Annotated in this window: 15 protein-coding genes; 10 read left to right on the top strand and 5 right to left on the bottom strand. The window is 71.4% G+C overall.

Annotated features, from left to right (window positions below):
- Positions 1–55: 55 nt before the first annotated feature.
- The 7 genes from K9D25_RS11470 (at position 56) to K9D25_RS11500 (ending at position 12,620) form a co-directional block, all read left to right on the top strand.
- A complete protein-coding gene (locus tag K9D25_RS11470) occupies positions 56–2,668 on the top strand; it encodes a sensor histidine kinase (RefSeq protein WP_244375260.1) in 2,613 nt (870 codons plus the stop codon).
- Between the two features lie 4 nt (positions 2,669–2,672).
- Entirely contained in the window at positions 2,673–4,340 is a 1,668-nt protein-coding gene (gene tsaE / locus K9D25_RS11475) for a tRNA (adenosine(37)-N6)-threonylcarbamoyltransferase complex ATPase subunit type 1 TsaE (RefSeq protein WP_244375261.1), read from the top strand.
- Positions 4,337–5,056, top strand: a complete 720-nt coding sequence (locus K9D25_RS11480; RefSeq protein ID WP_244375262.1) for a nucleotidyltransferase family protein — start codon at positions 4,337–4,339, stop codon at positions 5,054–5,056. Before tsaE ends, K9D25_RS11480 begins: the two co-directional genes overlap by 4 nt.
- Before the next feature lie 30 nt (positions 5,057–5,086).
- A complete protein-coding gene (gene addB / locus K9D25_RS11485) occupies positions 5,087–8,158 on the top strand; it encodes a double-strand break repair protein AddB (protein WP_244375263.1) in 3,072 nt (1,023 codons plus the stop codon).
- Positions 8,155–11,568 (top strand): double-strand break repair helicase AddA, encoded by a 3,414-nt coding sequence (gene addA / locus K9D25_RS11490; protein WP_244375264.1) that lies wholly within the window; start codon positions 8,155–8,157, stop codon positions 11,566–11,568. Before addB ends, addA begins: the two co-directional genes overlap by 4 nt.
- Positions 11,569–11,649: 81 nt before the next feature.
- Positions 11,650–11,970 carry a thioredoxin gene (gene trxA, locus K9D25_RS11495; RefSeq protein ID WP_244375265.1) on the top strand — a complete coding sequence of 107 codons (321 nt, stop codon included), beginning with the start codon at positions 11,650–11,652 and terminating at the stop codon, positions 11,968–11,970.
- A gap of 143 nt (positions 11,971–12,113) precedes the next feature.
- A complete protein-coding gene (locus tag K9D25_RS11500; RefSeq protein ID WP_244375266.1) occupies positions 12,114–12,620 on the top strand; it encodes a DUF1993 domain-containing protein in 507 nt (168 codons plus the stop codon).
- Here the strand turns inward: K9D25_RS11500 and K9D25_RS11505 are convergent.
- Positions 12,602–13,306, bottom strand: a complete 705-nt coding sequence (locus K9D25_RS11505; protein WP_432207873.1) for a hypothetical protein — start codon at positions 13,304–13,306, stop codon at positions 12,602–12,604. The genes K9D25_RS11500 and K9D25_RS11505 overlap by 19 nt on opposite strands.
- A 199-nt stretch (positions 13,307–13,505) precedes the next feature.
- On the opposite strand from K9D25_RS11505, the gene K9D25_RS11510 reads away from it, so the two are divergent.
- Positions 13,506–14,774, top strand: a complete 1,269-nt coding sequence (locus K9D25_RS11510) for an MgtC/SapB family protein (protein ID WP_244375267.1) — start codon at positions 13,506–13,508, stop codon at positions 14,772–14,774.
- A 20-nt stretch (positions 14,775–14,794) separates the two neighbouring features.
- Here the strand turns inward: K9D25_RS11510 and poxB are convergent, their stop codons facing one another.
- Genes poxB through K9D25_RS11530 form a run of 4 tightly spaced genes read right to left on the bottom strand, consistent with a single transcriptional unit; the run spans position 14,795 to position 21,354 of the window.
- Complete coding sequence (gene poxB, locus K9D25_RS11515) at positions 14,795–16,528, bottom strand: ubiquinone-dependent pyruvate dehydrogenase (protein ID WP_244375268.1); 1,734 nt, start codon at positions 16,526–16,528, stop codon at positions 14,795–14,797.
- 35 nt (positions 16,529–16,563) lie between these two features.
- Positions 16,564–17,619: a cytochrome d ubiquinol oxidase subunit II gene (cydB, locus tag K9D25_RS11520; RefSeq protein WP_244375269.1), complete on the bottom strand. Its 1,056-nt coding sequence runs from the start codon at positions 17,617–17,619 to the stop codon at positions 16,564–16,566.
- Between the two features lie 2 nt (positions 17,620–17,621).
- Positions 17,622–19,049 carry a cytochrome ubiquinol oxidase subunit I gene (locus tag K9D25_RS11525; protein WP_244375270.1) on the bottom strand — a complete coding sequence of 476 codons (1,428 nt, stop codon included), beginning with the start codon at positions 19,047–19,049 and terminating at the stop codon, positions 17,622–17,624.
- Positions 19,050–19,053: 4 nt separating this feature from the next.
- Complete coding sequence (locus K9D25_RS11530) at positions 19,054–21,354, bottom strand: FdhF/YdeP family oxidoreductase (protein ID WP_244375271.1); 2,301 nt, start codon at positions 21,352–21,354, stop codon at positions 19,054–19,056.
- 419 nt (positions 21,355–21,773) lie between these two features.
- Here K9D25_RS11530 and K9D25_RS11535 point away from each other — a divergent pair, with 419 nt between their 5' ends.
- Both K9D25_RS11535 and K9D25_RS11540 read left to right on the top strand, forming a co-directional pair.
- The gene (locus K9D25_RS11535) at positions 21,774–22,550 is read left to right on the top strand and encodes an SDR family NAD(P)-dependent oxidoreductase (protein ID WP_244375272.1); all 777 of its coding nucleotides are present in this window, start codon (positions 21,774–21,776) and stop codon (positions 22,548–22,550) included.
- Positions 22,551–22,568: 18 nt separating this feature from the next.
- Positions 22,569–23,696 carry an FAD binding domain-containing protein gene (locus K9D25_RS11540; protein WP_244375273.1) on the top strand — a complete coding sequence of 376 codons (1,128 nt, stop codon included), beginning with the start codon at positions 22,569–22,571 and terminating at the stop codon, positions 23,694–23,696.
- The last annotated feature ends 12 nt before the right edge of the window (positions 23,697–23,708 follow it).

Here is a 23,708-nt window from a genome sequence, read left to right on the forward strand (position 1 = left end):
CGCGCGCGGGGCGTTTGCCGGAGGTCGGCACGCGGCGAGGGGGAGACGGGCTCGGATGGCGCATCCGGCCGACAACGGCGGGACGGGAGACGACTGGCGCCGCGACGTGCGGGCCGGCACGCTTTCGCGCCCCTGGCGCCGGCAGCTGCGCCGCCTTGTCCGCCGCTCCGCGCGCCGCATGGCCGCGCTGCCCGCCGCCTCCCTTGCCCGCCTCGCGGTTCTCGCCGCCGCCACCCTTGCCGGCGGCGCGCTCGCCCTTTCCGGGGCGCGCGCCTATGCCCAGCCCGCCGGGGACGGCGTGTTCGCGGTGCTGGCGGTGCAGGACCCCAGCGCGCTGATCGGCCTCGCTCTCGTCGTCGGCCTCATCGTCTTCGCCGCCACCACCGCCATCGTGCATCTGCGCTACCGCCGGCAGTCGCTGCTGCGCGAGGCGGAAGCCTATGGCGAGATCGCCCGTCTGGAAGCGCAGATCGACGAGGCGCGCGCGCTGCTGATGGCCGAGCCGCAGATCGTCGTGGTCTGGCGCGATCCCGCCGGCGAGCCGGAAATCATCGGCAACACCCCCGCCTTTACCGGCGTGGTCGCGCCCGCCCGCATCCTCGCCTTCGGTTCCTGGCTGGTGCCGGCGGCGGCGGGCGAGATCGAGGCGGCGGTGGACCGGCTGCGGGCGCGCGGCACGCCGCTCACCGCCACGCTGGCGACGCAGGACGGCCGCTTCGTCGAGGCGGAAGGGCGCCCGGTCGGCTCGGCCGTGGTGCTGCGCCTGCGCGACATCACCGGCGTGCGGCTGGACCAGGCGCGGCTCGAAGTCGCCTATCGCACCCTCGACGACGAGACCACGGCGCTGCGCGCGCTGCTCGACGCGCTGCCCGCCCCCGTCTGGGTCGGCGGCGAGGACGGCAAGCTGCGCTGGAGCAATGCCGCCTATGCCCATGCGGTGGAAGCGCGCGACGGGCATGACGCGGCCGCGCGCGACCTCTGGCTGCTCGACCAGCAGAGCCGGGCCAAGGCGCAGAAGCTGCACGCGGCCAGCCTGCCGTTCAAGGCGCGCCAGCCGGTGGTGATCGCCGGCACGCGGCAGGTGCGCGACGTGCTGGAAGTGCCGGTCGGCGGCGGCGCCGCCGGCATCGCGCTCGATGCCACCGAGGCGGAGACGGTGCGGGCCGAACTCGCCCATGTCATCGGTGCGCATCGCCGCACGCTGGACCAGCTCGCCACCGCGGTCGCCATTTTCGGCAAGGACCAGCGGCTGGTGTTCCACAATGCCGCCTATGCCAGTCTGTTCGAGCTCGACGCCGCCTTTCTCGACGACCGCCCGACCGATGGCGCGGTGCTCGACCGGCTGCGCGCGGCGCGGCGCCTGCCGGAACAGGCGGATTTCCGCGTCTGGCGCGAGGATCTGCACGCCGCCTACCGCGCCATCGAGCCGCGCGAGCACTGGTGGCATTTGCCGGGCGGGCGCACGCTGCGCGTCGTCACCGCCCCGAACCCGGAAGGCGGCGTCACCTATCTGTTCGACGAGGTGACCGAGCGCCTGGCGCTGGAAAGCCGCTTCAATTCGCTCACCCGCATCCAGAGCGAGACGCTGGACGCGCTTGCCGAAGCGGTGGCGGTGTTCGGCAGCGACGGCCGGCTCGGCCTGTCCAACTCCGCCTTCCAGCGGCTCTGGCGTCTCGACAAGGCCGGGCTCGGCGCCCACCCGCATATCGACGCGGTGGCCGAGGCCTGCCGCCGCCTGACCGCCGACGGCACGGCCTGGCGCAAGCTGCGCGCCGCCGTCACCGGCATCGACGCGCGCGTGCCGACCGAATTCCGGCTGGAGCGTACCGACGGCATCATTCTCGACGGCTCCACCCAGCCGCTGCCGGATGGCGGCACGCTGGTGACGCTGCGCGACATCACCGACAGCGTGCAGGTGGAGCGCGCGCTGGTGGAGCGCAACGAGGCACTGGTCGCCGCCGACCACCTCAAGAGCACCTTCGTCGGCCATGTCTCCTATGAACTGCGCTCGCCGCTGACCACCATCATCGGCTTCGCCCAGCTGCTGGACGACACCGGTATCGGCCCGCTCAACCCCAAGCAGCGCGCCTATGTGAACCACATCACCGAGAGCAGCGCGGCGCTGCTCGCCATCATCAACGACATTCTCGACCTCGCCACCATCGACGCCGGCGCGATGACGCTGGAACTCACCGATGTCGATCTGCGCGCGGCGATGGAGGCGGCGGCGGAAGGCGTGCGCGACCGCCTCGCCGAGGGCGGCATCCGCTTGTCCATCGAGCTGCCGCCCGCCGCCGGCACCTTCCGCGCCGATGCGAAAAGGGTGCGGCAGGTGCTCTATAATCTGCTCTCCAACGCCGTCGGCTTCGCGCCGGAGGGCTCCACCGTCACGCTCGCCGCCGAGCGGCGCGACGACAAGGTGGTGTTCCGCGTGCGCGACATGGGCCCAGGCGTCCCGCCGGAAATCGGCGCGCGGGTGTTCGACCGCTTCGAGAGCCACACCGCCGGCTCGCGCCATCGCGGTGTCGGGCTCGGCCTGTCCATCGTGCGCTCGCTGGTGGCGCTGCATGGCGGTACGGTGAGCCTCAGCGCGGCGCCGGGCGGGGGCACGCTGGTGACCTGCATCTTCCCGCGCGCGGCGGATGCCGGCCGGGACGCGGCGGAGTAGGGCGATGATCGACAGCCGCAACACGGGCGCCGTTCCCACCTCGCCGGTGGCGCATTGGGACGTGGTGCTGCCGGACGAGACCGCCACCGGCCGCCTCGCCATGGACCTCGCCGCCCTGCTGCGGCCGGGCGATCTGGTGACGCTCGGCGGCGATCTCGGTGCCGGCAAGACCACGCTGGCGCGGGCGATCATCCGCGAACTGGCGGGCGATCCGAATCTCGAAGTGCCGAGCCCGACCTTCACCCTGCTGCAGGCCTATGACCTGCCGCGCCACCGCGTGGTGCATGCCGACCTCTACCGGCTCGGCGATTCCTCCGAACTCGATGAACTCGGCTGGAGCGAGCAGACCGACGGGGCGGTGACGCTGGTGGAATGGGCCGAGCGCGCCGAGGGCGCCGTGCTGCGGCCCGACCGGATGGAAGTGCACATCACCCTGCCCAGCGAGGGCGCGGAGAAGATGCGCCGGGTGCGCCTGCTCGGCTATGGCCGCATGGCGGGGGCGCTCTACCGCATGAAGGCGATCCGGGCGCTGATCGACCAGGTCGGCTTCGGCGCGGCGCAGCGCCGTTTCCTGCAGGGCGACGCCTCCGCCCGCTCCTATGAGCGGCTGATCGGCGCCAAGCGCAACGGTGTGCTGATGAATTCCCCGCGCCGGCCCGACGGCCCGCCGGTGCATAATGGCAAGCCCTACAGCGCCATCGCCCATCTCGCCGAGGACGTGAAGCCCTTTGTCGCCATGGCGCGGGCGCTGCGGGCGCGTGGCTTCTCCGCGCCGGCGATCTATGGCGGCGATCTCGATGCCGGGCTGCTTGTCATCGAGGACCTCGGCCATGAGGGCGTGCTCGACGGTACCCCGCCCGCGCCGGTGCCGGAGCGCTACGAACTGGCGGTGGACGTGCTGGCGGCGCTGCACGCGCAGGACCTGCCCTCCACCGTCGCCGTCACCACCGGCCTCGACCACCACATCCCGCCCTATGATCTCGACGCGCTGCTGATCGAGGTCGAATTGCTGCTCGACTGGTACCTGCCGCATTCCGGCGGAAGGCTGTCCACCGATGCCCGCCGCTCCTTCCGCCAGCTATGGACGGCGGCGCTGGCGCCCTCGCTGGCGCAGAAGCCGGTATGGGTGCTGCGCGACTACCATTCGCCGAACCTGATGTGGCTGCCCCAGCGCGCCGGGCTGGCGCGGGTCGGGCTGCTGGATTTCCAGGACGCGGTGATGGGTCCGCCGGCCTATGATGTCGTCTCGCTGGCGCAGGACGCGCGGGTCGACGTGCCCGAAGCGCTCGAACTGGCTTTGCTCTCGCGCTATGTGAAGGCGCGGCGCACCGCCGATCCCAGCTTCGACACCAAGGGTTTTGCCGCCTCCTATGCAGTGATGGGCGCGCAGCGCGCGACCAAGATCCTCGGCATCTTCACCCGGCTGAACCAGCGCGACCGCAAGCCGGTCTATCTCAAGCACCTGCCGCGCATCTGGAACTATCTGGAGCGCTGCCTGTCCTTCCCCGAGCTGGGCGGGCTGGCGAGCTGGTACAAGGACCATGTGACCGCGCCCGGCGCCTCGCGGCTGCCGCCCGGCGTGCGCCCGGCGGTGTTCCCGGTCGCCAAACCGGCGGCAACGCCTGCTGCCACGCCCGCCTCCACCCCGCCGAATGAGCCCGGCCGTTCATGACCGACATCACCACCGCCATGGTGCTCGCCGCCGGCCTCGGCACGCGCATGCGCCCGATCACCGACCGCCTGCCCAAGCCGATGGTCGAGGTCGGCGGGCGGGCGATGATCGACTTCGCGCTGGACAGCCTGGCGGCGGCAGGCGTCACCACCGCCGTGGTCAATCTCCACGCCCATGCCGACCTGCTGGAGCGCCACCTCGAAGGGCGCACCCGTCCGCGCATCATTCTCTCGGACGAGCGCGGCGAGTTGCTGGAGACCGGCGGCGGGATCGCCCGGGCGCTGCCGTTGCTGGGCGACGCGCCCTTCTTCGTGATGAACGCCGACACGGTGTGGATCGAGGGCATCCGCCCCAATCTGCGCAGTCTCGCCAACCGCTTCGACCCGGAGGCGATGGACATCTGCCTGCTGCTCGCCCCGGCGGCGACCTCCATCGGCTATGACGGGCGGGGCGATTTCCTCATGGACGGGCTCGGCCGGCTCACCCCGCGCCCGGAGCGACTCACCGTGCCTTTCGTCTATGCTGGCGCGGCGGTGGTGGCGCCGGCCCTGTTCGAGGATGCGCCGCAGGGGGCGTTCTCGCTGAACCGGCTGTTCCGCCGCGCCGCCGAGGCCGGCCGGCTGTTCGGCCAGCGCATGGAAGGGGTGTGGATGCATGTCGGCACGCCGGAAGCCATCGCCGAGGCCGAAGAGGCCATTGCGCGCTCCAAGGACTGAGGGCATGGCGGCCGCCCGAGGCGCGCGCTCATGAGCATGGACGCGCCGCGCCGCCATCCCCGGCTGTTCTCGATTCCCTCCTCCGCGCCCTTCGTTGCGGTGCTGGCCGACGCGTTGCTCGACGGGGTGCTGGTCGAAGGCTTCGCCCCGCGCGGCGATCCGCTGCGCCTTGCCACCGCCACCGTCTATCTGCCGACCCGCCGCGCCGGGCGCCTGCTGGCCGAGGCGCTGCGCCAGCGCATGGGGGCGGGGGTGACGCTGCTGCCGCGCATCGTGCCGGTCGGCGATGTCGACGAGGACGCGCTGGCCTTCGCCGAGACCTTCACCGATCCGCCGCGTGCCGTGCCGCCGACGACCCGCCGGCTGGCGCTGGCGAGCCTGATCCGGCTGTGGCGGCGGGCGCTGGCGGGCGATGACGGGCGCACCGCCGTCGCCGCCGGTCCGGGCGCGGAATTCGCCCTCGCCGACGAACTGGCGCGGCTGATCGATGAGATGGCGGCGCAGGAAGTGCCGTGGGAGCGGCTGGACACGCTGGTGCCCGGCGAACACGACCGCTACTGGGACATGGCGCTGGACTTCCTCAAGATCGCCCGCGCCTTCTGGCCCGGCTTCCTGGAAGAGCAGGGACAGGTGGACGCGGCGGTGCGGCGCGACCAGCTGATCGCCGCCGAGGCGGCGCGGCTGGCGAACACCGCCGAGGGCGGCCCGGTCATCGCCGCCGGCTCCACCGGCTCCATGCCCGCCACCGCCCGGCTGCTGGCGACGGTGGCGCATCTGCCGCGCGGCGCCGTGGTGCTGCCGGGGCTGGATTTCACGCTCGATGAGCCCTCCTGGGCGGGGCTGACTGACGAGGAGACCAGCGCCCCGAGCCACCCGCAATACGGCCTCGCCTTGCTGCTGAAGCGCCATATGCGCGTGGGGCGCGAGGCGGTGCGCGAACTGGCGCCCTCCGCCGCGCATGGCCGCGAGGCTCTTCTGTCCGAGGCGCTGCGCCCCGTCGCCTCCACCGAGCAATGGGCGAGCCTGTCCGACCGGCTCGGCCCCGCGGCCATCGACGCCGCGCTCGCCGAGGTGAGCGTGATCGAGGCGGAGGATGCGCGCGAGGAGGCGCTGGCCATCGCGCTGGCGCTGCGCGAGGTGCTGGAAGTGCCGGGCCGCACCGGCGCGCTCATCACCCCCGACCGTGACCTTGCACGGCGGGTGGCGGCGGAGCTGCTGCGCTTCGAGGTCGCCATCGACGATTCCGCCGGCGAGCCGCTGTCCGAGAGCGGGCCGGGCCGCTTCGCCAGGCTGGTGGCGGATGCCTGCCGCGACGCGCTGGCGCCGCTGCCGCTTTCCGCCCTGTTGCGTCACCCGCTCGCCCGCTTCGGGCTGGAGCGCGCCCGCCTCGACGCCGGCGCCGACGCGCTGGAAATGATGGTGCTGCGCGGCCCCCGGCCGGCGGCCGGAGCGTCGGGGCTGACCGAGGCGGTGGCGGGGTTCAGCCCGTCCGATTTCCACCCGCGCGACCCGCGCGCCCGGTTGGGCGAGGAGCGCCGCACGCTGGCCGAGGCGCTCGCAAAACGCCTCGCCGCCGCCCTCGCGCCGCTGCTGGCGCTGGGGGAGGGGGAGCACCCCTTCGCCGCCCTGCTGGAGGCGCACCGCGCGGCCATAGCCGCCGCGTGGAACGGGCCGGAGGCCGACGGGCCCGGGATCGATTCCCCCGCCGAGGCGACGGCGCTGGCTGAACTCGCCCGCGCCTTCGAGGCGCTGGCGGAGGGCGCGGCGCATGCGCCCGCCATGACGCTGGCGGATTATGCCGCCGCACTGGTGCTGCTGCTCTCCAGCCAGCCGGTGCGCCCGCCGCTGGTGCCGGGCGCGCGGCTGCGCATTCTCGGGCCGCTGGAAGCGCGTCTCGTCGGCGTCGACCGCGTGGTGCTGGCCGGGCTGGTCGAGGGCACCTGGCCGAACGCCGTGCGTGCCGACCCCTGGCTCAGCCGGCCGATGCGCGCCGCGCTGGGGCTCGAAGCGCCGGAGCGGCGCATCGGCCTTTCCGCGCATGACTTCGCCCAAGGCTGCGGCGCGCCGGAACTGGTGCTGTCCTATCCGCGCAAGCTCGGCGGGGCGCCGACCGTGCCCTCGCGCTTTTTGCAGCGGTTGGCGGCGGTGAGCGGGGAGGCGCGCTGGAAGGCGGCCATCGCCCGGGGCGACCGCTTCCGCCGCCTCGCCGGCATCATCGAGGAGGAGCCGCCCGCCGCCCGCATCGCCCGGCCGGAGCCGGCGCCGCCGGTGGAACTGCGGCCGCGCCAGCTCAGCGTCACCGAGATCGAGACCTGGCTGCGCGACCCCTACACCATCTATGCCCGCCATGTCCTTAGCCTCGCCCCGCTCGACGGGCTCGACGAGGCACCGGGCGCGGGGGAGCGCGGCAGCGCCATTCACGACGCGCTCGGCACCTTCGCGCAGGCGTTCCCGGAGGCGTTGCCGGCGAATGCCGAGGCGGTGCTGCTGGATTATGGGCGCGCCGCCTTCGCGTCGCTGGAGCGCTTTCCCGCCGAGCACGCGCTGTGGTGGGCGCGTTTCGAGCGGCTGGTGCCGCGCCTCATCGGCTGGGAGCGCGCCCGGCGCACCCGGACCCGGCGGGTCTTCGCGGAGAAATATGGCCGGCTGGCCCTCGCCGGCGGGCGCTTCACCCTCACCGGCCGCGCCGACCGCATCGAACAATTGGCCGAGGGCGGACTGGCGATTCTCGACTTCAAGACCGGCGCGGTGCCGACCGCCAAGCAGACGGCGGTGCATTATTCCCCGCAGCTGCCGCTGGAAGCGGCGATGGCGGCGGCCGGCTGCTTCCCCGACGTGCCGGGCGAGGAGGCGGCCGGGCTCGCCTATATCAGGCTCGGCACGGCCGAGGTGAAGGAAGTGAACGCGGTGGACAAGGACAGCACCGCCGCCGGCCTCGCGAGCGACACGCTGGCGCGGCTGCAGACGCTGATCGCTGCCTTCGAGAATCCCTCGCGCGGCTATGCCTCGCTGGCGCGGCCGATGTTCGGCGGGCGCTATGGCGATTACGACCATCTGGCGCGGGCCAAGGAATGGTCCACCGGCGGGGAGGGCGAGGAATGAGCGACATCACCGACCTCGCCCCCGGCGCGCTGCGGGCGGCCACCGTGCTGCAGACCTCCGCCTCCGACCCCATGCTCTCGGCCTGGGTGTCGGCCAATGCCGGCTCGGGCAAGACCCATGTGCTGGCGCGACGGGTGATCCGCCTGCTGATGCGGGGCGTGAAGCCGGGGCGCATTCTCTGCCTCACCTATACCAAGGCGGCGGCGGCCAACATGGCCAACCGCGTGCTCGGCGAATTGCGGCGCTGGACGACGCTGGACGACGAAGCGCTCGACGCCGAGATCGTCCGCACCGATGGCGGCGCGCCCGACCCGCTGCGCCGGGCGCAGGCGCGGCGGCTGTTCGCGCAGGCGCTGGAAACGCCGGGCGGGCTGAAGATCCAGACCATCCACGCCTTTTGCGGCGCGCTGCTGCACGCCTTCCCCTTCGAGGCCGGGGTGCCCGCCGGCTTCGGCGAGCTGGAGGAAGCGGCGCGGCTGGAACTGCTGGCGCGGGTGCGAGCGGAGGTGGTGCTGCAAGCCGCCGGCGCCCCGGCGAGCGACCTCGGTCAGGCGCTGGCGCTGATCGTCGCCCAGACCTCCGATGCCGGCATCAACGATCTGCTGAAGGAGCTGGTGGCGGATGCCCCGGCACTCGCGGCGAGCGAGGACGATCTCGCCCGCGCCGTCGGGCTCGACGCGCCCATCGCCTCCGCCGATATCGAGCGGGCGATCATCGAAGCGGCGCTGATCCCGCGCGGGGCGTGGCTTGGGCTGGCGGAGGCGCTGCTGCTGGAAGGCGGCAATTGCGCCAAACGCGGCCAGGGCCTGCGCGCGGCCGTGCTGGCGCCGCCCGAGGCGGTGGCGGAGACCTATGCCGGCGTGTTTCTCAAAGAGGATGGCGAGCCTTATTCCGAGGGGCAGTTCGGCAATGCGGCGGCGCGGGCGAAATACCCGCAATTGATCAATGAGCGCGACCGCATCGCCCCGCTGGCGCGCCAGCTTTCCGCCGCCCGCGCCTTCGAGCGCAGCCGGGCGGTGCTGATCCTCGGGCGCGAGGCGGCGCGGCGCTATGAGCGGGCCAAGGCGGCGCGCGGCGTGCTCGACTTCGCCGATCTCGTCAACGCCGCCCGCCGGCTGCTGGCCTCGGGCGCCTCGGCCTGGGTGCATTACAAGCTCGACCAGGGCATCGACCATGTGCTGCTGGACGAAGCGCAGGACACCAGCCCGGAGCAATGGGAGGTGATCCGCCCGCTGGTGGCCGAGTTTTTTGCGGGCGAAGGCGCGCGCGAGGACCGCCAGCTGCCGCGCACGCTGTTCGTGGTCGGCGACGAGAAGCAGTCGATCTTCTCGTTCCAGGGTGCGGATCCCCGCCGCTTCGACACGGTGCGGCGCGAATTCGAGGCGGCGGGCGGCGCCGGCTTCGTGCATGTGGAATTGCAGCACTCCTTCCGCTCGGCGCCGGGCATATTGGAGGCGGTGGACGCGGTGTTCGGTCGCGAGGCCTCCTATCGCGGCCTTTCCGCCGAAGCCAAGCCGCCGGTGCACGCGCCGATCCACGCCGCGCTGCCGGCGCTGGTGGAAATGTGGGAGCCGGAAGCGCCGAGCGAGAAGGTGGATGTCGACGCCTGGCAGCGCCCGCTCGACGCGCCCGGCGCCGACGACCCCAAGGGAAGGCTGGCGAAGAAGATCGCCGCCCATATCGCCGCCCGCATCCGCGAAGGCTTTCCCGTCACCGGCCGCCATGGCACGCGCCCGGCCCGGCCGGGCGATTTCCTTATTCTGGTGCGCCGACGTGACGGGCTGTTCACCTCCATCATCCGCGAACTGAAGCAGGCGCGGGTGGAAGTGGCCGGCGCCGACCGTCTGGTCGTGGCCGAGCATATCGCGGTCATGGACCTGATGGCGCTGGGCGACGCGCTGCTCGCCCGCGACGACGAGCTGGCGCTGGCGAGCGTGCTGAAAAGCCCGCTCTTCGGCTTTGACGACAATGACCTGATGAAGCTGGCGCCCGGCCGCGATGGGCTGCTGGAAGATGTGCTGGCGGCCCGCGCGGGCGAGAACCCGAAATGGGCCGCGGCCGCCGGGCGGCTGGCGCGGCTGCGCGACGAGGCGCGGCGGCTGCGGCCGTTCGATTTCTACACCCGCGTGCTCGGGCGCGAGCGCGGCCGCGCCGCCATGCTCGCCCGGCTGGGGCCCGAGGCGGCTGACGCGCTCGACGAGATGCTGGCGCTGGCACGGTCCTATGAGAGCCTGGAGGCGCCCTCGCTCGCGGGGTTCCTGGCCTTTCTGCGGCGCGGCGGCGCCGAGGCCAAGCGCGACATGGAAGCCGGGCGCGACGAGGTGCGGGTGATGACCGTGCACGGCGCCAAGGGGCTGGAGGCGCCCTATGTCATTCTCGCCGACACCACCTCCGGGCCGATGACCCGCCGCAGCGCCGGGCTGCTGCGCGTGGAACTGCCCGATGGCCGCCGTGTGGCGCTGCACGCTCCGGCCAAGAAGGGCGACACATCAGCCATGGCGAGCGCCCGCCAGCGCGGCGACGACGCCCAGCAGGACGAATATCGCCGCCTGCTCTATGTCGCGCTGACCCGCGCCGAGACGGCGCTGGTTCTGTGCGGGGCGGATGGCGCGCGTCAGCGCCCGGCCGATTGCTGGTACGATCTCGTGCGCTCCGCGCTGGAGCCGGAGGCTCTGGAAGTCCCGGCGAGCGGCTTTGCCGGCACGGTGCTGCGCTGGCGCGCCGGTGCGGCGGACGCGCCGCTGCCGCCGCTGCCTGTCCCCCCGCCGCCCGCCGGTGCCGCCGAGGAGCGCGCCCTGGCGCAGGCGCTGGCCCGGCCGGTGCGCGAGACGCTGGCACCGGCGAGCCTTCGCCCCTCCGGCGCCGATGTCTTTGGCCCCGCGCCCACCGGCGATGCCGCCCGCGCGCTGGAACGCGGCGATCTGCTGCACCGGCTGATGGCGGCGCTGGCGCCGCTGCCCGAAGCTGGGCGGCCCGAGCCCGGCCGCCGCCTGCTGGCGTCGAGCACCGACTGGTCGGAGGCCGCGCGCGAGGAACTGCTTGCCGAGGCGCTGGCGACGCTGGCTCTGCCGGAACTCAGCCCCCTGTTCGCGCCCGGCAGCCTCGGCGAGGTTCCGCTGGCCGGCGAACTGGAGGACGGCACCCCGGTTTCCGGCCGCATCGACCGGCTGAGCGTCAGCGACGGCGCGGTGCTGATCGCCGACTTCAAGACCGACCGGCATGTGCCGCGCGTCGCATCAGCCATGCCGCCCGCGCATATCCGCCAGGTCGCGCTCTATGCGCGGCTCATCGCCAAGCTATTCCCAGGCAAGCCTGTGCGGGCATTGCTGGTCTATACCGCCGGCCCTCTCGTGCATGCGCTCGACGGCGCGGCGCTGGAGCGGGCGGTGGAAAGAGTCACGTTGGGGTGACGCTGCCTTGACGCATGGGGGGGCGGCTACCTACCTTCCCGTCAACTTTGTGGAAATCCACGATTCTAGAAAGGTGTCCAAATGGGCGTCGAAAAAGTATCGGACCAGAATTTCGAGTCCGAGGTGCTGAACTCCTCTTCCCCCGTCATCGTCGACTTCTGGGCGGAATGGTGCGGCCCGTGCCGCATGGTGGCCCCGGTGCTCGACGAGATGGCGAGCGAGCTCGGCGACAAGGTGAAGATCGTCAAGCTGAACGTCGACGAGAACCCGGCGACGGCGTCGAAGTACGGCATCATGTCGATCCCGACCCTGCTGCTGTTCAAGGACGGCCAGCTGGCCTCGCGCCAGGTCGGCGCGGCGCCGAAGGCGAAGATGCTGAGCTGGGTCGGCGGCGCGCTCTGATCGCCTGACCGTCTCCGCTTCGATCAAACCCCGGCCGGTTCTCCGCGCCGGGGTTTTTCGTTCCGACCGACGCGCCGGCCGATTCCCCGCAGGCGATGCTCCGGCGCGGGCGGTCCCGTCGCATTCCCCTTGTGGAGACTTCCATGCCGCTTTCCATGTATGACGCCTCCGTCCCCGTGTTCCAGCGCGCGCTGGGCAATCTCGATGCGCTGCTGCGCAAGGGCGAGGAACATGCCGCCGCCGCTGGCCTCGATCTCGCGGAACTCGCCGCCGCACGGCTCGCGCCGGACATGTTTCCGCTGACCGGGCAGGTCCAGAGCGCGTGCGATTCCGCCAAGTTCGCCGCCGCGCGCCTGACCGGCACCACGGCGCCGAGCTTCCCCGACACCGAGACGACCTTCGCGGAACTGCACCAGCGCATCGCCGCCACGCTGGACTATCTCGCCAGCGTCGATCCGGCCGGCTTCGCGGGCAGCGAGACGCGGGAGATCGTGCAGAAGTCGCGGCGCGGCGAAAGGCAGTTCGTCGGGACGAGCTATCTGCTCACCTTCGCGCTGCCGAACTTCTTCTTCCACGTCACCACCGCCTACGACATTCTGCGCCACAAGGGCGTGCCGGTCGGCAAGATGGACTATCTCGGAGCGTTCTGAGCCTCCGGCGCGGCGAGTGCGGGCGGGGGGAAGGCCAGCGTCTCGCGCGTATAGCTCTCCACCAGCGCGCTGAACGGCGTGCCGTCGGGCAGGGTCAGTACGGCGCGGTGTTCCAGCACGAAGGGCGGGATGGCGAGGGCGCCGGCCGCAGGCGGCAGTGGCGCGCCCATCGCCCAGCCCTCGGGCAGCGGCTGCCACAGCAGCCGGGCGCCGAGCGTGGTGCGGCGGAAGTCGAGCGGCTTCACAACCCGGCCAAAGGACGTGTCAGTGGTCTCCAGCGCCGCGTTCATCGCCGGCGTCAGAAGCGCCGGCAGATACCAGTTGTCGGCTTCGGACAATACCTTGTCGCCGCAGGTGAGCCGGACCCTGCGGTAATTCACCGGCGCGTCCGCGTGGACTTTGAGCAGGGCGCGAATCTCCGGCCCCGCCGGCTTGTCCTGCCCGCGCACGCGGTCGGCGACGATGGTGGGAGCCTCCGCCAGCCGATGCGCGGCGCACCAGCGGTCCAGCGTCAGCGTGGCGCTGGGATTGGACAGCAGCTCGGCGTTCAGCGTTTGCAGCAGCGCCAGCGCCGCCAGCCGGTGCATGGCATCATCCGGCCAGATGGGCGGCTCGGCGGCGCGGGCCGGCATGCCGAGGGTGAGGCAGAGCAGTCCGAGCGCCGCGACGTGGCGTCCGGCTTTCATCCATGCGTCCCGCATCCGTCCCTCCCGCGCCGGCGCCCGTGGCGATGGGGGAGGGAATGGCTTAAACCGCGCCTTCTGTCGAGACGGGCGCTCCCCTCCGTAATCCCCCCGCTTGCCGGCGCCTGCCGGCCGGGCCGATAGTTCGGCCGCACGGTCGCGGGGGCCGGGAGGCGCGCAGCCCGAGGGATTGAGGCCGGCCATGGATGAGATGGACATCTTCCGACGCCTGGCGCTGGCGATCGCCATCGGCGCGCTGGTGGGGGTGGAGCGCCACTGGCGCGAGCGCGACGAGGATGAGGGCGCCCGCACCGCCGGCATCCGCACCTTCACGCTCATCGGCATGCTGGGCGGCGTCGCCGGCCTGCTGGAACGGCTGCTCGCCCCCGCCGGGGCGAAGTCGGGCGCGGTGCTGGTCGGCTTCCTCGTCACGCTCACCGCCGTCATCGCCCTGTTCCAGTACCGCGAGGGCGTAGCGGAGAACCGTTTCAGCGCGACTGCCGTGGTCGCGGCGATGCTGACCTTCGCGCTCGGCGCGCTGGCGCTGCTCGGCGACATGACGCTGGCTTCGGCCGGCGGGGTGGTGCTGGCGGTGATCCTCGCCAGCCGCGACATGCTGCACCGGGCGATCAAGCGCCTGCGCTGGGCGGAGCTGCGCTCGGCGCTGATCCTGCTGGCGCTCGCCTTCGTGCTGCGGCCCATCGTGCCGGCGGAGCCGATCGGCCCGTTCGGCGGGGTGTCGCCGGCGCGCATTCTCGCCATGGCCATCGTGCTGGCGGCGATTTCCTTCTGCGGCTACATCGCGGTCCGCCTGTTCGGTGCCACGCGCGGCGAACTGCTCGCCGGCACCATTGGCGGGCTCATCTCCTCCACCGCCACCACCATCACCAATGCCCGCCGCTCGCGCGAAAGCCCCGCCGTCGGGGCACTGGCCGCCGGGGCGGTGAGCGCGGGCGGGGTCTCGCTTGTACGCACCGCGCTGCTGGTGTCGGCGCTGCTTCCCGCGCTGGCGGACCGCCTGTTGCTGCCGCTGGCGGCCGGCGCGGCGGTGATGTTCGCCGCCGCGCTGCTGCTGATCCGCCGGGCCGAGCCCGGCGCGCCGCCGGCACAGCGGCCGGAGCCGGGCAATCCCTTCGATCTCCTCGCCGTGTTCAAGATGGCGCTGCTGCTGGTGGCGGTGGCCTTCGCCGCCCGGGTGGCGAGCGAGATCTGGGGCACGGGCGGGCTTTATGCCGCCGCCGCCCTGTCCGGCCTCGCCGATGTCGACGCGGTGACGGTGACGGTGGCCGGGATGCTGCCGACGCTCGACGCCAGCGTGGCGGCGCGGGCGCTCGGCCTCGCCGTCATCGCCAACATGCTGGCGAAGACGGCCTATGCCGGCCTGTTCGGCAAGCGGCGCTTCGCCCTCACGCTGGCCGGCGCCAGCTTCCTCGCCCTCATGGCCGCGGGAGGCGCGGCGCTGCTGCGGTGAGGGCGAAGCGGGCGGCTCACTCAGCGCGGCAGCAGGTTCTGCCGGGCGAGGTCGATCACCTCGTCGCCGCGCCCGCTCATCACCGCGCGGAGCAGCCAGAGGCCGAAGCCGGTGGCCTCCTTGATGCCGATGGTCGGCGGCATGGACAGTTCCTGCTTGGCGGTGACCACGTCGAGCAAGGCCGGGCCGTCATGGTCGAACACCTGCCGCACCGCGCCGGGCAGGTCGCCGGGGTCTTCCACCCGCACCGCCATCAGCCCGATGGCGCGGGCCATGGCGGCGAAATCGGGGTTCTCAAGATCCGTGCCGAGCCCGACGAAGCCGGCGGCCTTCATCTCCATCGCCACGAAGCCGAGCACGCCATTGTTGAAGATCACGATCTTCACCGGCAGCTTCTCCTGCACCAGCGTGAGGAGATCGCCCATCAGCATGGCGAAGCCGCCATCGCCGGAGAGCGAGACCACCTGCCGGCCCGGCTGCGCCGCCTGGATGCCGATGGCCTGCGGCATGGCATTGGCCATCGAGCCATGCACCAGCGAGCCGACCAGCCGGCGCTTGCCGTTCATGGCGAGGTAGCGCGCCGCCCAGATGGTCGGCGTGCCGACATCGAAGGTGAAGGCGGCGTCCTCCGTGGCGAGGTCGCTCACCACCTTGGCGAGATATTGCGGGTGGATCGGCTTGCGGCCGGGCGTGCCCACCGCGAGGGCATCGAGCCCCTCGCGCGCCCGCTTGTAGCGCGCCAGCGCGTCGTCGAGATGCGCCCGGTCTGTCTTGGCTCGCAGCAGCGGCAGCACGGCCGCGAGCGTCGCCCGCACATCGCCGACGAGGCCGAGATCGAGCGTGCAGCGCCGGCCGAGCTGCGCGGCGCGGATGTCGACCTGCACGGTCTTCACGCCCGTCGGCAGAAACTGCTTGTAGGGGAAATCCGTGCCCAGCAGCACCAGCAGGTCGCAGGCATGCATCGCCTCATAGCCGGAGGCGAAGCCGATGAAGCCGGTCATGCCGACATCATAGGGGTTGTCGTATTCGACATATTCCTTGCCGCCCAGCGCATGCACGATCGGGCTCTTGACCGCCTCGGCCAGCGCCATCAGTTCGGCATGGGCGCCGGCGCAGCCGCGCCCGCAGAACAGCGTCACGCGGCTGGCGCCGTTGAGCAGATCGGCGAAGGCCTCGATCTCGGAGACGGCGGGCGTCACCACCGGGGTGGGGGGCAGCAGGCCGGCGGGCGGCGAGATCGCCCGCGCCGGTGCCGCGCGCAGCGCCACGTCGCCGGGCACCACGATGACGGCGACGCCGCGCGCGCCCACCGCCGCGCGGATGGCGTTTTCCAGCACATAGGGCATCTGCGAGGGGTCGGAGACCATCTCGCAATAGACGCTGCATTCGCGGAACAGGTTCTGCGGGTGTGTCTCCTGAAAATAGCCGCCGCCGATTTCCGAGGAGGGGATCTGCGCGGCGATGGCGAGCACGGGCGTGCGGCTGCGCTGGGCATCGTACAGGCCGTTGATCAGGTGCAGATTGCCCGGCCCGCAGGAGCCGGCGCAGACGGCGAGCTTGCCGGTGATCTGCGCTTCGCCCGCGGCGGCGAAGGCGGCCGCCTCTTCGTGGCGGACATGCACCCATGTGATGCGGTCGCTGTCGCGCAGGGCTTCCGTCATTCCGTTCAGGCTGTCGCCGACGACGCCGTAGATGCGCGCGACGCCCGCCTGTTCCAGGGTTTCGATCATGAGTTCTGCGATGTTTCGTGACATGGTCCGGTCTCGCTTGGGGGGAGGCGTGAAGGTCTTCACGAAAGGCTTTCGGGCTGATGCGTCCCGGCCGGGGCGTCATAGGCGCCGTGCTCCGTCAGGGTCTTGCCCCGGAACACCCAGTAGGCATGCGCCTGGTAGGCGAGGACGACCGGTAGGACGACGGCAAGGCCGAAGCTGATGAAGGTCAGGGATTGCGGGTCGGCAAGCCCGTCCCACACGGTGACGGCGCGCGGCACGACATAGGGCCACAGGCTCACCACCAGCCCGATGAGGCCGAGGGCGAACAAAACCAGCGCGAGGGCGAAGGTGCGCATCTCCGCTCCGGTCCAGATGCCGCGCCAGAGCGCGACGATGACCGCCAGCGTCACCAGCGGCACCGGCGCCAGCAGCAGGATATTGGGCAGGCTGAACCAGCGCGCCGCCACGTCCGGCACGGTGAGCGCGCTCCAGCCGCTGACCACCAGCATCATCACCGCGACGAGGATCAGCGCGGCATGGGCGATCTCGCGGGCGAAGATCTGGGTGCGGCCCTGCGTCTTCAGGATCAGCCAGCCGGCGCCGATCAGCGCATAGCCGCCGACGAGGCCGATGCCGCAGAGCAGGCCGAGCAGGCTGAGGAAGCTGAACGGTCCCCCGGCGAACATGCCGTCCGCCACCGGCACGCCGTCGATCAGCCCGCCGAGGATCAGCCCTTGGCACAGCGCGGCGAGGATGGAACCGCCGGCGAAGGCGAAGTCCCAGATGAAGCGGAACCGTGTCGCCTGCAGGCGGAAGCCGAAGGCGACGCCGCGCAGGATCAGCGCGAACAGCATGGTGACGATGGGCAGGTAGAAGGCCGGCAGCAGGATGTAGTAGCCGGCGGGGAAGGCGGCGAGCAGCAGCGTGCCGCCGGCCACCAGCCAGGTCTCGTTGCCGTCCCAGACGGGTTCGATGCTGGCCATCATCACGTCGCGGTCCGCGTCGCGCGGCGCGGCGAGGAACAGGATGCCGACACCGAGGTCGAGGCCGTCGGCCAGCACATAGACCACGACGCAGAACACGGCGAGCGCGGCGAAGACGAGCGCGATATGCGCGGTGAGAAGGGCGATCATGGTCAGGCTCCCGCAGCATGGGGCGCGCCCGGCAGGGGCGGCGCATCGGGGGCAGGGGGAAGGGCGGCGCGGCCGCCGCTGTTGGTGCCGTCCAGGCCGGGATGTATCTCGACCGGCACCGGCAAGTCGGTCGGCCCGGCGATGGCGGCGCGGCCGGCGAACCAGAGGAAGGTCAGCATCAGCACATTGTAGAGGAGGAAGAAGCCAATGAGGCTCGCCCCCACCGCGCCGGCGCTCACCGGGGCGACCGCATCCGCCGTCCGCAGCTGGCCATAGATGACCCAGGGCTGCCGGCCGGCCTCCGTCACCGTCCAGCCGGCAATGACGGCGATAAAGCCGAGCGGCGTGGTCGCCATCGCCAGCCCGAGGAACCAGCGCGTTTCGAACAGGCGGTGGCGCAGGCGCAGCACGAGCCCGGTCAAGGCGGTGGCGAGCAGCACCATGCCGATGCCGGCCATGATGCGGAAGGCGAAGAACACGACGGGCACATTGGGCTGGTCGGCCGGCGGCACCGCCTTCAACCCTTGCACCTCGCCGTCCCAGCTATGGGTGAGGTAGAGGCTGGCGAGATGGGGGATGTCGAGCGCGTAGAGGTTCTTCTGCGCCGCCATGTCCGGCCAGGCGATCAGTGTCATCGCCGGGCCCTTCGTGGTCTCCCACAGACCTTCCATCGCGGCGAGCTTGGTCGGCTGGTGCTCCAGCGTGTTGCGCCCGTGCAGGTCGCCGAGCGCGATCTGCGTCGGGGCGAGGACGAGCGCCATCCACAGCGCCATGGAGAAGGCGGTGCGCGAGGCCGCGACCTGCCGCCCGCGCCAGAGGTGGAAGGCCGAGACACCGGCGACGACGAAGGAGACGGTGAGGAAGCTCGCGCACACCATATGCGCCAGCCGGTAGGGGAAGGAGGCGGTGAACACCACGTCCCACCAGTTCACCACATGGAAGATGCCATCGGCATCGGCCACGGCGCCGGCCGGGGTCTGCATCCAGCTATTGGCGGCGATGATCCAGGTGGCGCTGAACAGCGCGCCGACCGACACCATCAGGCTGGCGAAGACATGGGCGCCCTTCGACACCCGCCCCTCGCCGAACAGCATGATGCCGATGAAGCCGGCCTCCAGGAAGAACGCGGTCAGCGTCTCGTAGAGGAACAGCGGGCCGAGCACATTGGAGGCCGAGCGCGAGAAGCCGGCCCAGTTGGTGCCGATCTCATAGCTGAGCACGATGCCGGTGACGACGCCCATGCCGAAGCCGAGGGCGAAGATGCGCATCCAGAAGCGCATGAGCTGGCGGTACACCGGCTTGCCCGTGCGCCACCACAGGGCGCTGAGGCAGGTGACGAACCAGGCGAGGCCGATGGTCAGGGTCGGCCACAGAATGTGGAAGCCGACGGTGAAGGCGAATTGCAGGCGGGCGAAAGCGACGGCGTCCATGGGATCACTGGGCTCCCGGCTGAAGGGTTGATCGGGCGATCCGCACCGGCACGCCCTTGGACGACGGCGTGAAGCTCTGGGGATCGTGCGCGTAGAGCGGAACGAGGGGGTTGGTCTCGGGGTAGTAGGCGGCGCAGCTGCCGGCCGGGAAATCGTAGGCAATGAGGCGGAAGCCGCGCAGGGCGCGCTCCACCCCGTCCGCGGAGAGGGTCGCGATGTCGACCCGGTCGCCATCCTTGAGGCCCCGGCGGGCGATCTCGTCGCGGTTGAGGAACAGCACGTCGCGCTGGCCATAGACGCCGCGATAGCGGTCGGAGAGCGAATAGAGCGTGGTGTTGTACTGGTCGTGGCTGCGCATGGTGGACAGCCACAGCGCGTCGGGGTGGGTCACGGCCGGGTCTTCGCACAGCCCCTCGCAGACGAGGAACTGCGCCTTGCCGCTCGGCGTCGCCCAGATGCGCTCGCGGGCGAGCGAGGTGAGATGGAAGCCGCCCGGCGCCTCGATCCGCGTGTTGTAGCCCTGGAAGATCGGGAAGATCGCCTCGATCTCCGTGCGGATCCGCGCGTAATCGCCGACGAGCCCCTCCCAGTCGATCGCGACCCTGCTGCCCAGCGTCGCCCGCGCCATGCCGGCGATGATGGCGGGCTCGCTTTTCAGATAGGGCGAGGCGGGCGGGTTGTGGCCGGTGGAGGCATGGACCATGGACATGGAATCCTCCACCGTCACCGCCTGCGGGCCGGTGGCCTGCATGTCCTGCTCGGTGCGGCCGAGGCAGGGCAGGATCAGCGCCTCGCGGCCATGGACGAGATGGCTGCGGTTGAGCTTGGTGGCGATGTGGACGGTGAGGTCGAGCCGCCGCAGCGCCTCCTGCGTGCGCGCGAGATCGGGAATCGCGGCGGCGAAATTGCCGCCGAGGCCGATGAACACGCGCACCTCGCCGCGCAGCATCGCCTCCAGCGCCATAACGACGTTATGGCCATGCGCGCGCGGCGGGGCGAAGCCGTAGCGCGCCTGCAGCCGGTCGAGGAAGTCGGTCGAGGGCACCTCGGTGATGCCGACCGTGCGGTCGCCCTGCACATTGGAATGGCCGCGCACCGGGCAGATGCCGCTGCCCTCGCGCCCGACATGGCCGCGCAGCAAAGCGAGATTGGCGATCTGCTGCACATTCTGCGTGCCGTGGCGGTGCTGGGTGATGCCCATGCCATAGACGAGAATGGCGCGCTCGGCCTTGGCATAGGCCGCGCCCGCGCTTTCAATGTCGGCGCGCGACAGGCCGCTCTTGGCGGTGATGACCTCCCACGACGTGGCGTCGAGATCGGCGATCAGCGCCTCGATGCCGGTGCTGTGGCCATGGATGAAATCCCAGTCCAGCACCGGCGCCGCGCCGGCCGCCTGAGCGGCGCGGTCGGCGGCGAGGAGATGTTTCATCATCCCCTTGAGCACGGCGACATCGCCGCCGACCTTGACCTGGAAGATGTGGGAGGAGATCGGCGTCGAGGTCAGCGTCGCCATTTCCACCGGGTTCTGCGGCGCCTGGAAGCGCTCCAGCGCCCGCTCGCGGAACGGATTGAAGGAGAGGATGGTCGCCCCGCGCCGCGACGCGTTGCGCAGCTCCGTCATCATGCGGGGGGAATTGGTGCCAGGGTTCTGGCCGAAGATCAGTATGGCGTCGGCCTTGTCGAAATCCTCCAGCAGCACCGTGCCCTTGCCGACGCCGATCGATTGCGGCAGGCCAACGCTGGTGGCCTCGTGGCACATGTTGGAGCAGTCGGGAAAATTGTTGGTGCCGACGGCGCGGGCGAACAGCTGGTAGAGAAACGCGGCTTCATTGGAGGCGCGGCCGGAGGTATAGAACTCGGCCATGTCCGGGTTAGGCAATGCGTTGAGATGGCGCCCCACAGTGGCGAAGGCTTCCTCCCAGCTCACCGGCACATAGCGGTCGGTCAGCGCCTCATAGCGCAGGGGATGGGTGAGCCGGCCCTGCATTTCCAGCTCGAAATCGGTGAAGGCTTCCAGTTCGCTCACGGTGAAGCGGGCGAAGAAATCCGGCGTGCAGCGCTTGGTGGTCGCCTCCCAGGCCACCGCCTTGCCGCCATTCTCGCAATATTCGAAAGGCGAGGGGTTTTTCGGGTCGGCCCAGCCGCAGCCGGGGCAGTCGAAGCCGCCGGGCTGGTTCATGCGCGCGAGCGTCGCCATGCCGGAGACCGCGACATGCTGCTCGACCAGCGCGGTGCCCATCGCCTTGAGGGCGCCCCAGCCCCCGGCGGGTTCATGATAGGGACGAATACTCTTCGCGATGCCCATGTGTGTCTCCGACGGCGTGATGAGACCGACGCCGGCTCCGGGGAGCCGTGCGTGGCGCCGGCCCGGTGAACGCATTCACAAGGTCACGTCGGGTCCGGCGCTGCAGTCAGAATGGCGGCCGTATGGAAAGCGCTCCATTCTACATCAGGGTATCGCCGGGAATGATTGGTTTGGCGGCACAATACTCATGTATGATTTACCCGCCGCCGGTTTCGACTTTCCCGGTGCACGCACTTTGCAAAGTAAGGCGCGCGAGGCCAGCCGGCCATGTGAGCACGCGGGAAGTCCGGGATTTTTCCCGTAGGCACGCGCGCGGCGGGCCGTGCCTTCCTGCAAGACAGGGCGCGCCGCGGCGCCTAACGCTTGTTCCCGCCGCCGGCGGCATCGGCCGTGGCGCGCGCCTCTCACGGAGATCTGCGATGAAGATCGACCTTGCCGGCAAGACCGCCCTCGTTACCGGCTCCACCGAGGGCATCGGCTTCGCCATCGCCCGGGGCCTTCAGGACGCGGGAGCGCGCGTCGTCATCAATGGCCGCACCCCGGAGAGGGTCGCGGCGGCGCTCGCCCGTCTCGGCGGGGAGGCGCGGGGGCAGGCGATCGACCTCGCCACCGCCGAGGGGGCGCGGGCGCTGGTGGCGGCGGAGCCGTCCTTCGACATCGTCGTGAACAATCTCGGCATCTTCCAGCCGTCCGACTTCTTCGACACCGACGACGCGGTGTGGGAACGGCACTGGCAGGTCAATGTGATGAGCGGCGTGCGGCTCGCCCGCGCCTATCTACCCGGCATGGCCGCGCGGGGCTGGGGGCGGATGCTGTTCCTCGGCTCGGAATCCGCCTTCAACATTCCCGTCGAGATGATCCATTACGGGGTGAGCAAGACCGCCGATGTCGCGCTCGCGCGCGGCCTTGCCAAGCGCATGGCGGGCACCGGGGTCACGGTGAACTCGCTTCTGCCCGGTCCGACGCTCTCGGAAGGCGTGGCACAGATGCTCGCCGCCGAGACCGCGACCGGCCAGACGCTGGAAGAGGCCGGGGCGGCCTTCGTCAAGGCGCACCGCCCCTCCTCGCTGCTCGGCCGCCCGGCGACGGTGGAGGAGGTGGCCAATTTCGCCGTCTATCTCGCCTCTCCGCTGTCCTCGGCAACGACAGGCGCGGCGCTGCGCGTCGATGGCGGCACCATCGACTTCATCAGCTGAACTGGCCGGAGGCGCGCCATGAACCCTCGCATCCTCATCATTGGCGGGTCGATGGGCGGCCTGTTTGCCGCCGTTCTCCTCGCCCGCGCCGGCTTCGACGTGCAGGTGCGCGAGCGCTCGCGCCATGGCCTCGAAGGGCGCGGGGCCGGTCTGGTGGCGCAGCGCGAGGTGTTCGACATGCTGCGGGAGATTGGCGTCGAGCATGTCGCCCGTGTCGGCGTCACCGCGCCGGAGCGCATCTATCTCGACCGCTATGACCGCATCATCCACCGCCAGCACATGCCGCAGACGCAGCTTTCCTGGGATGTGCTGTGGCGCAGCTTCCGCGCGCAGGTGCCGGCGGAGCGCTACCGCATCGACGCCCGCGCCGTCGCGGTGAACCCGGTGCCCGCCGGGGCGCGCGTGCGCTATGAGGACGGCACCGAGGAGGAGGCGGACCTCGTCATCGGCGCCGACGGTATCGGCTCGCGGGTCCGCGCCGCCGTCTCCGGCCCATCGGCGCAGCCGGCCTATGTCGGCTACGCCACCTGGCGCGGGCTGGTGCCGGAAGCGGACATGCCGGCGGTCGCGGCGCGCCAGCTGTTCGAGCGCTTTGCCTTCTGCGATGCGCCGGGCTCGCACATATTGGGCTATCTCGTCCCCGGCGCCGACGGCGCCACCGGGGTCGGGCACCGGCGCTACAACTGGGTCTGGTATCGCCGCTACACGCCGGAAGAACTGGGCGAGGTGCTCACCGACCGAGACGGCGTGCGACGGCCCTTCTCGCTTGCCCCCGGGCGTGTCCGGCCCGAACGCGTGGCGGCGCTCAGGGCGCAGGCGCAGGAGCTGCTCCCGCCCTCCTTCGCGGCGGCGGTGGCGACAGAGCCGGAGCCCTTCATCCACGCCATTTTCGACTATGCGCCGGACCATATGATGCAGGGCCGGGTCGCGCTGATGGGCGATGCCGCCTTCGTCGCCCGGCCCCACACGGCGATGGGCGTCGCCAAGGCGGCGGGGGACGCCTTCGCCCTGCGCGACGCGCTGCGCCAGCATGCCGATCTCGATGCCGCGCTCGCCGCCTATGCGCGGGTCCGCGTGCCGGCCGGGCAGGCGATCGTCGCCTATGGCCAGCGGCTCGGCCGCAACCTCGCGCTCAACGCTGACTGAGCCTGCCGCGCC

This window comes from Ancylobacter polymorphus, from assembly GCF_022836935.1.
GTDB lineage: Bacteria > Pseudomonadota > Alphaproteobacteria > Rhizobiales > Xanthobacteraceae > Ancylobacter > Ancylobacter polymorphus_A.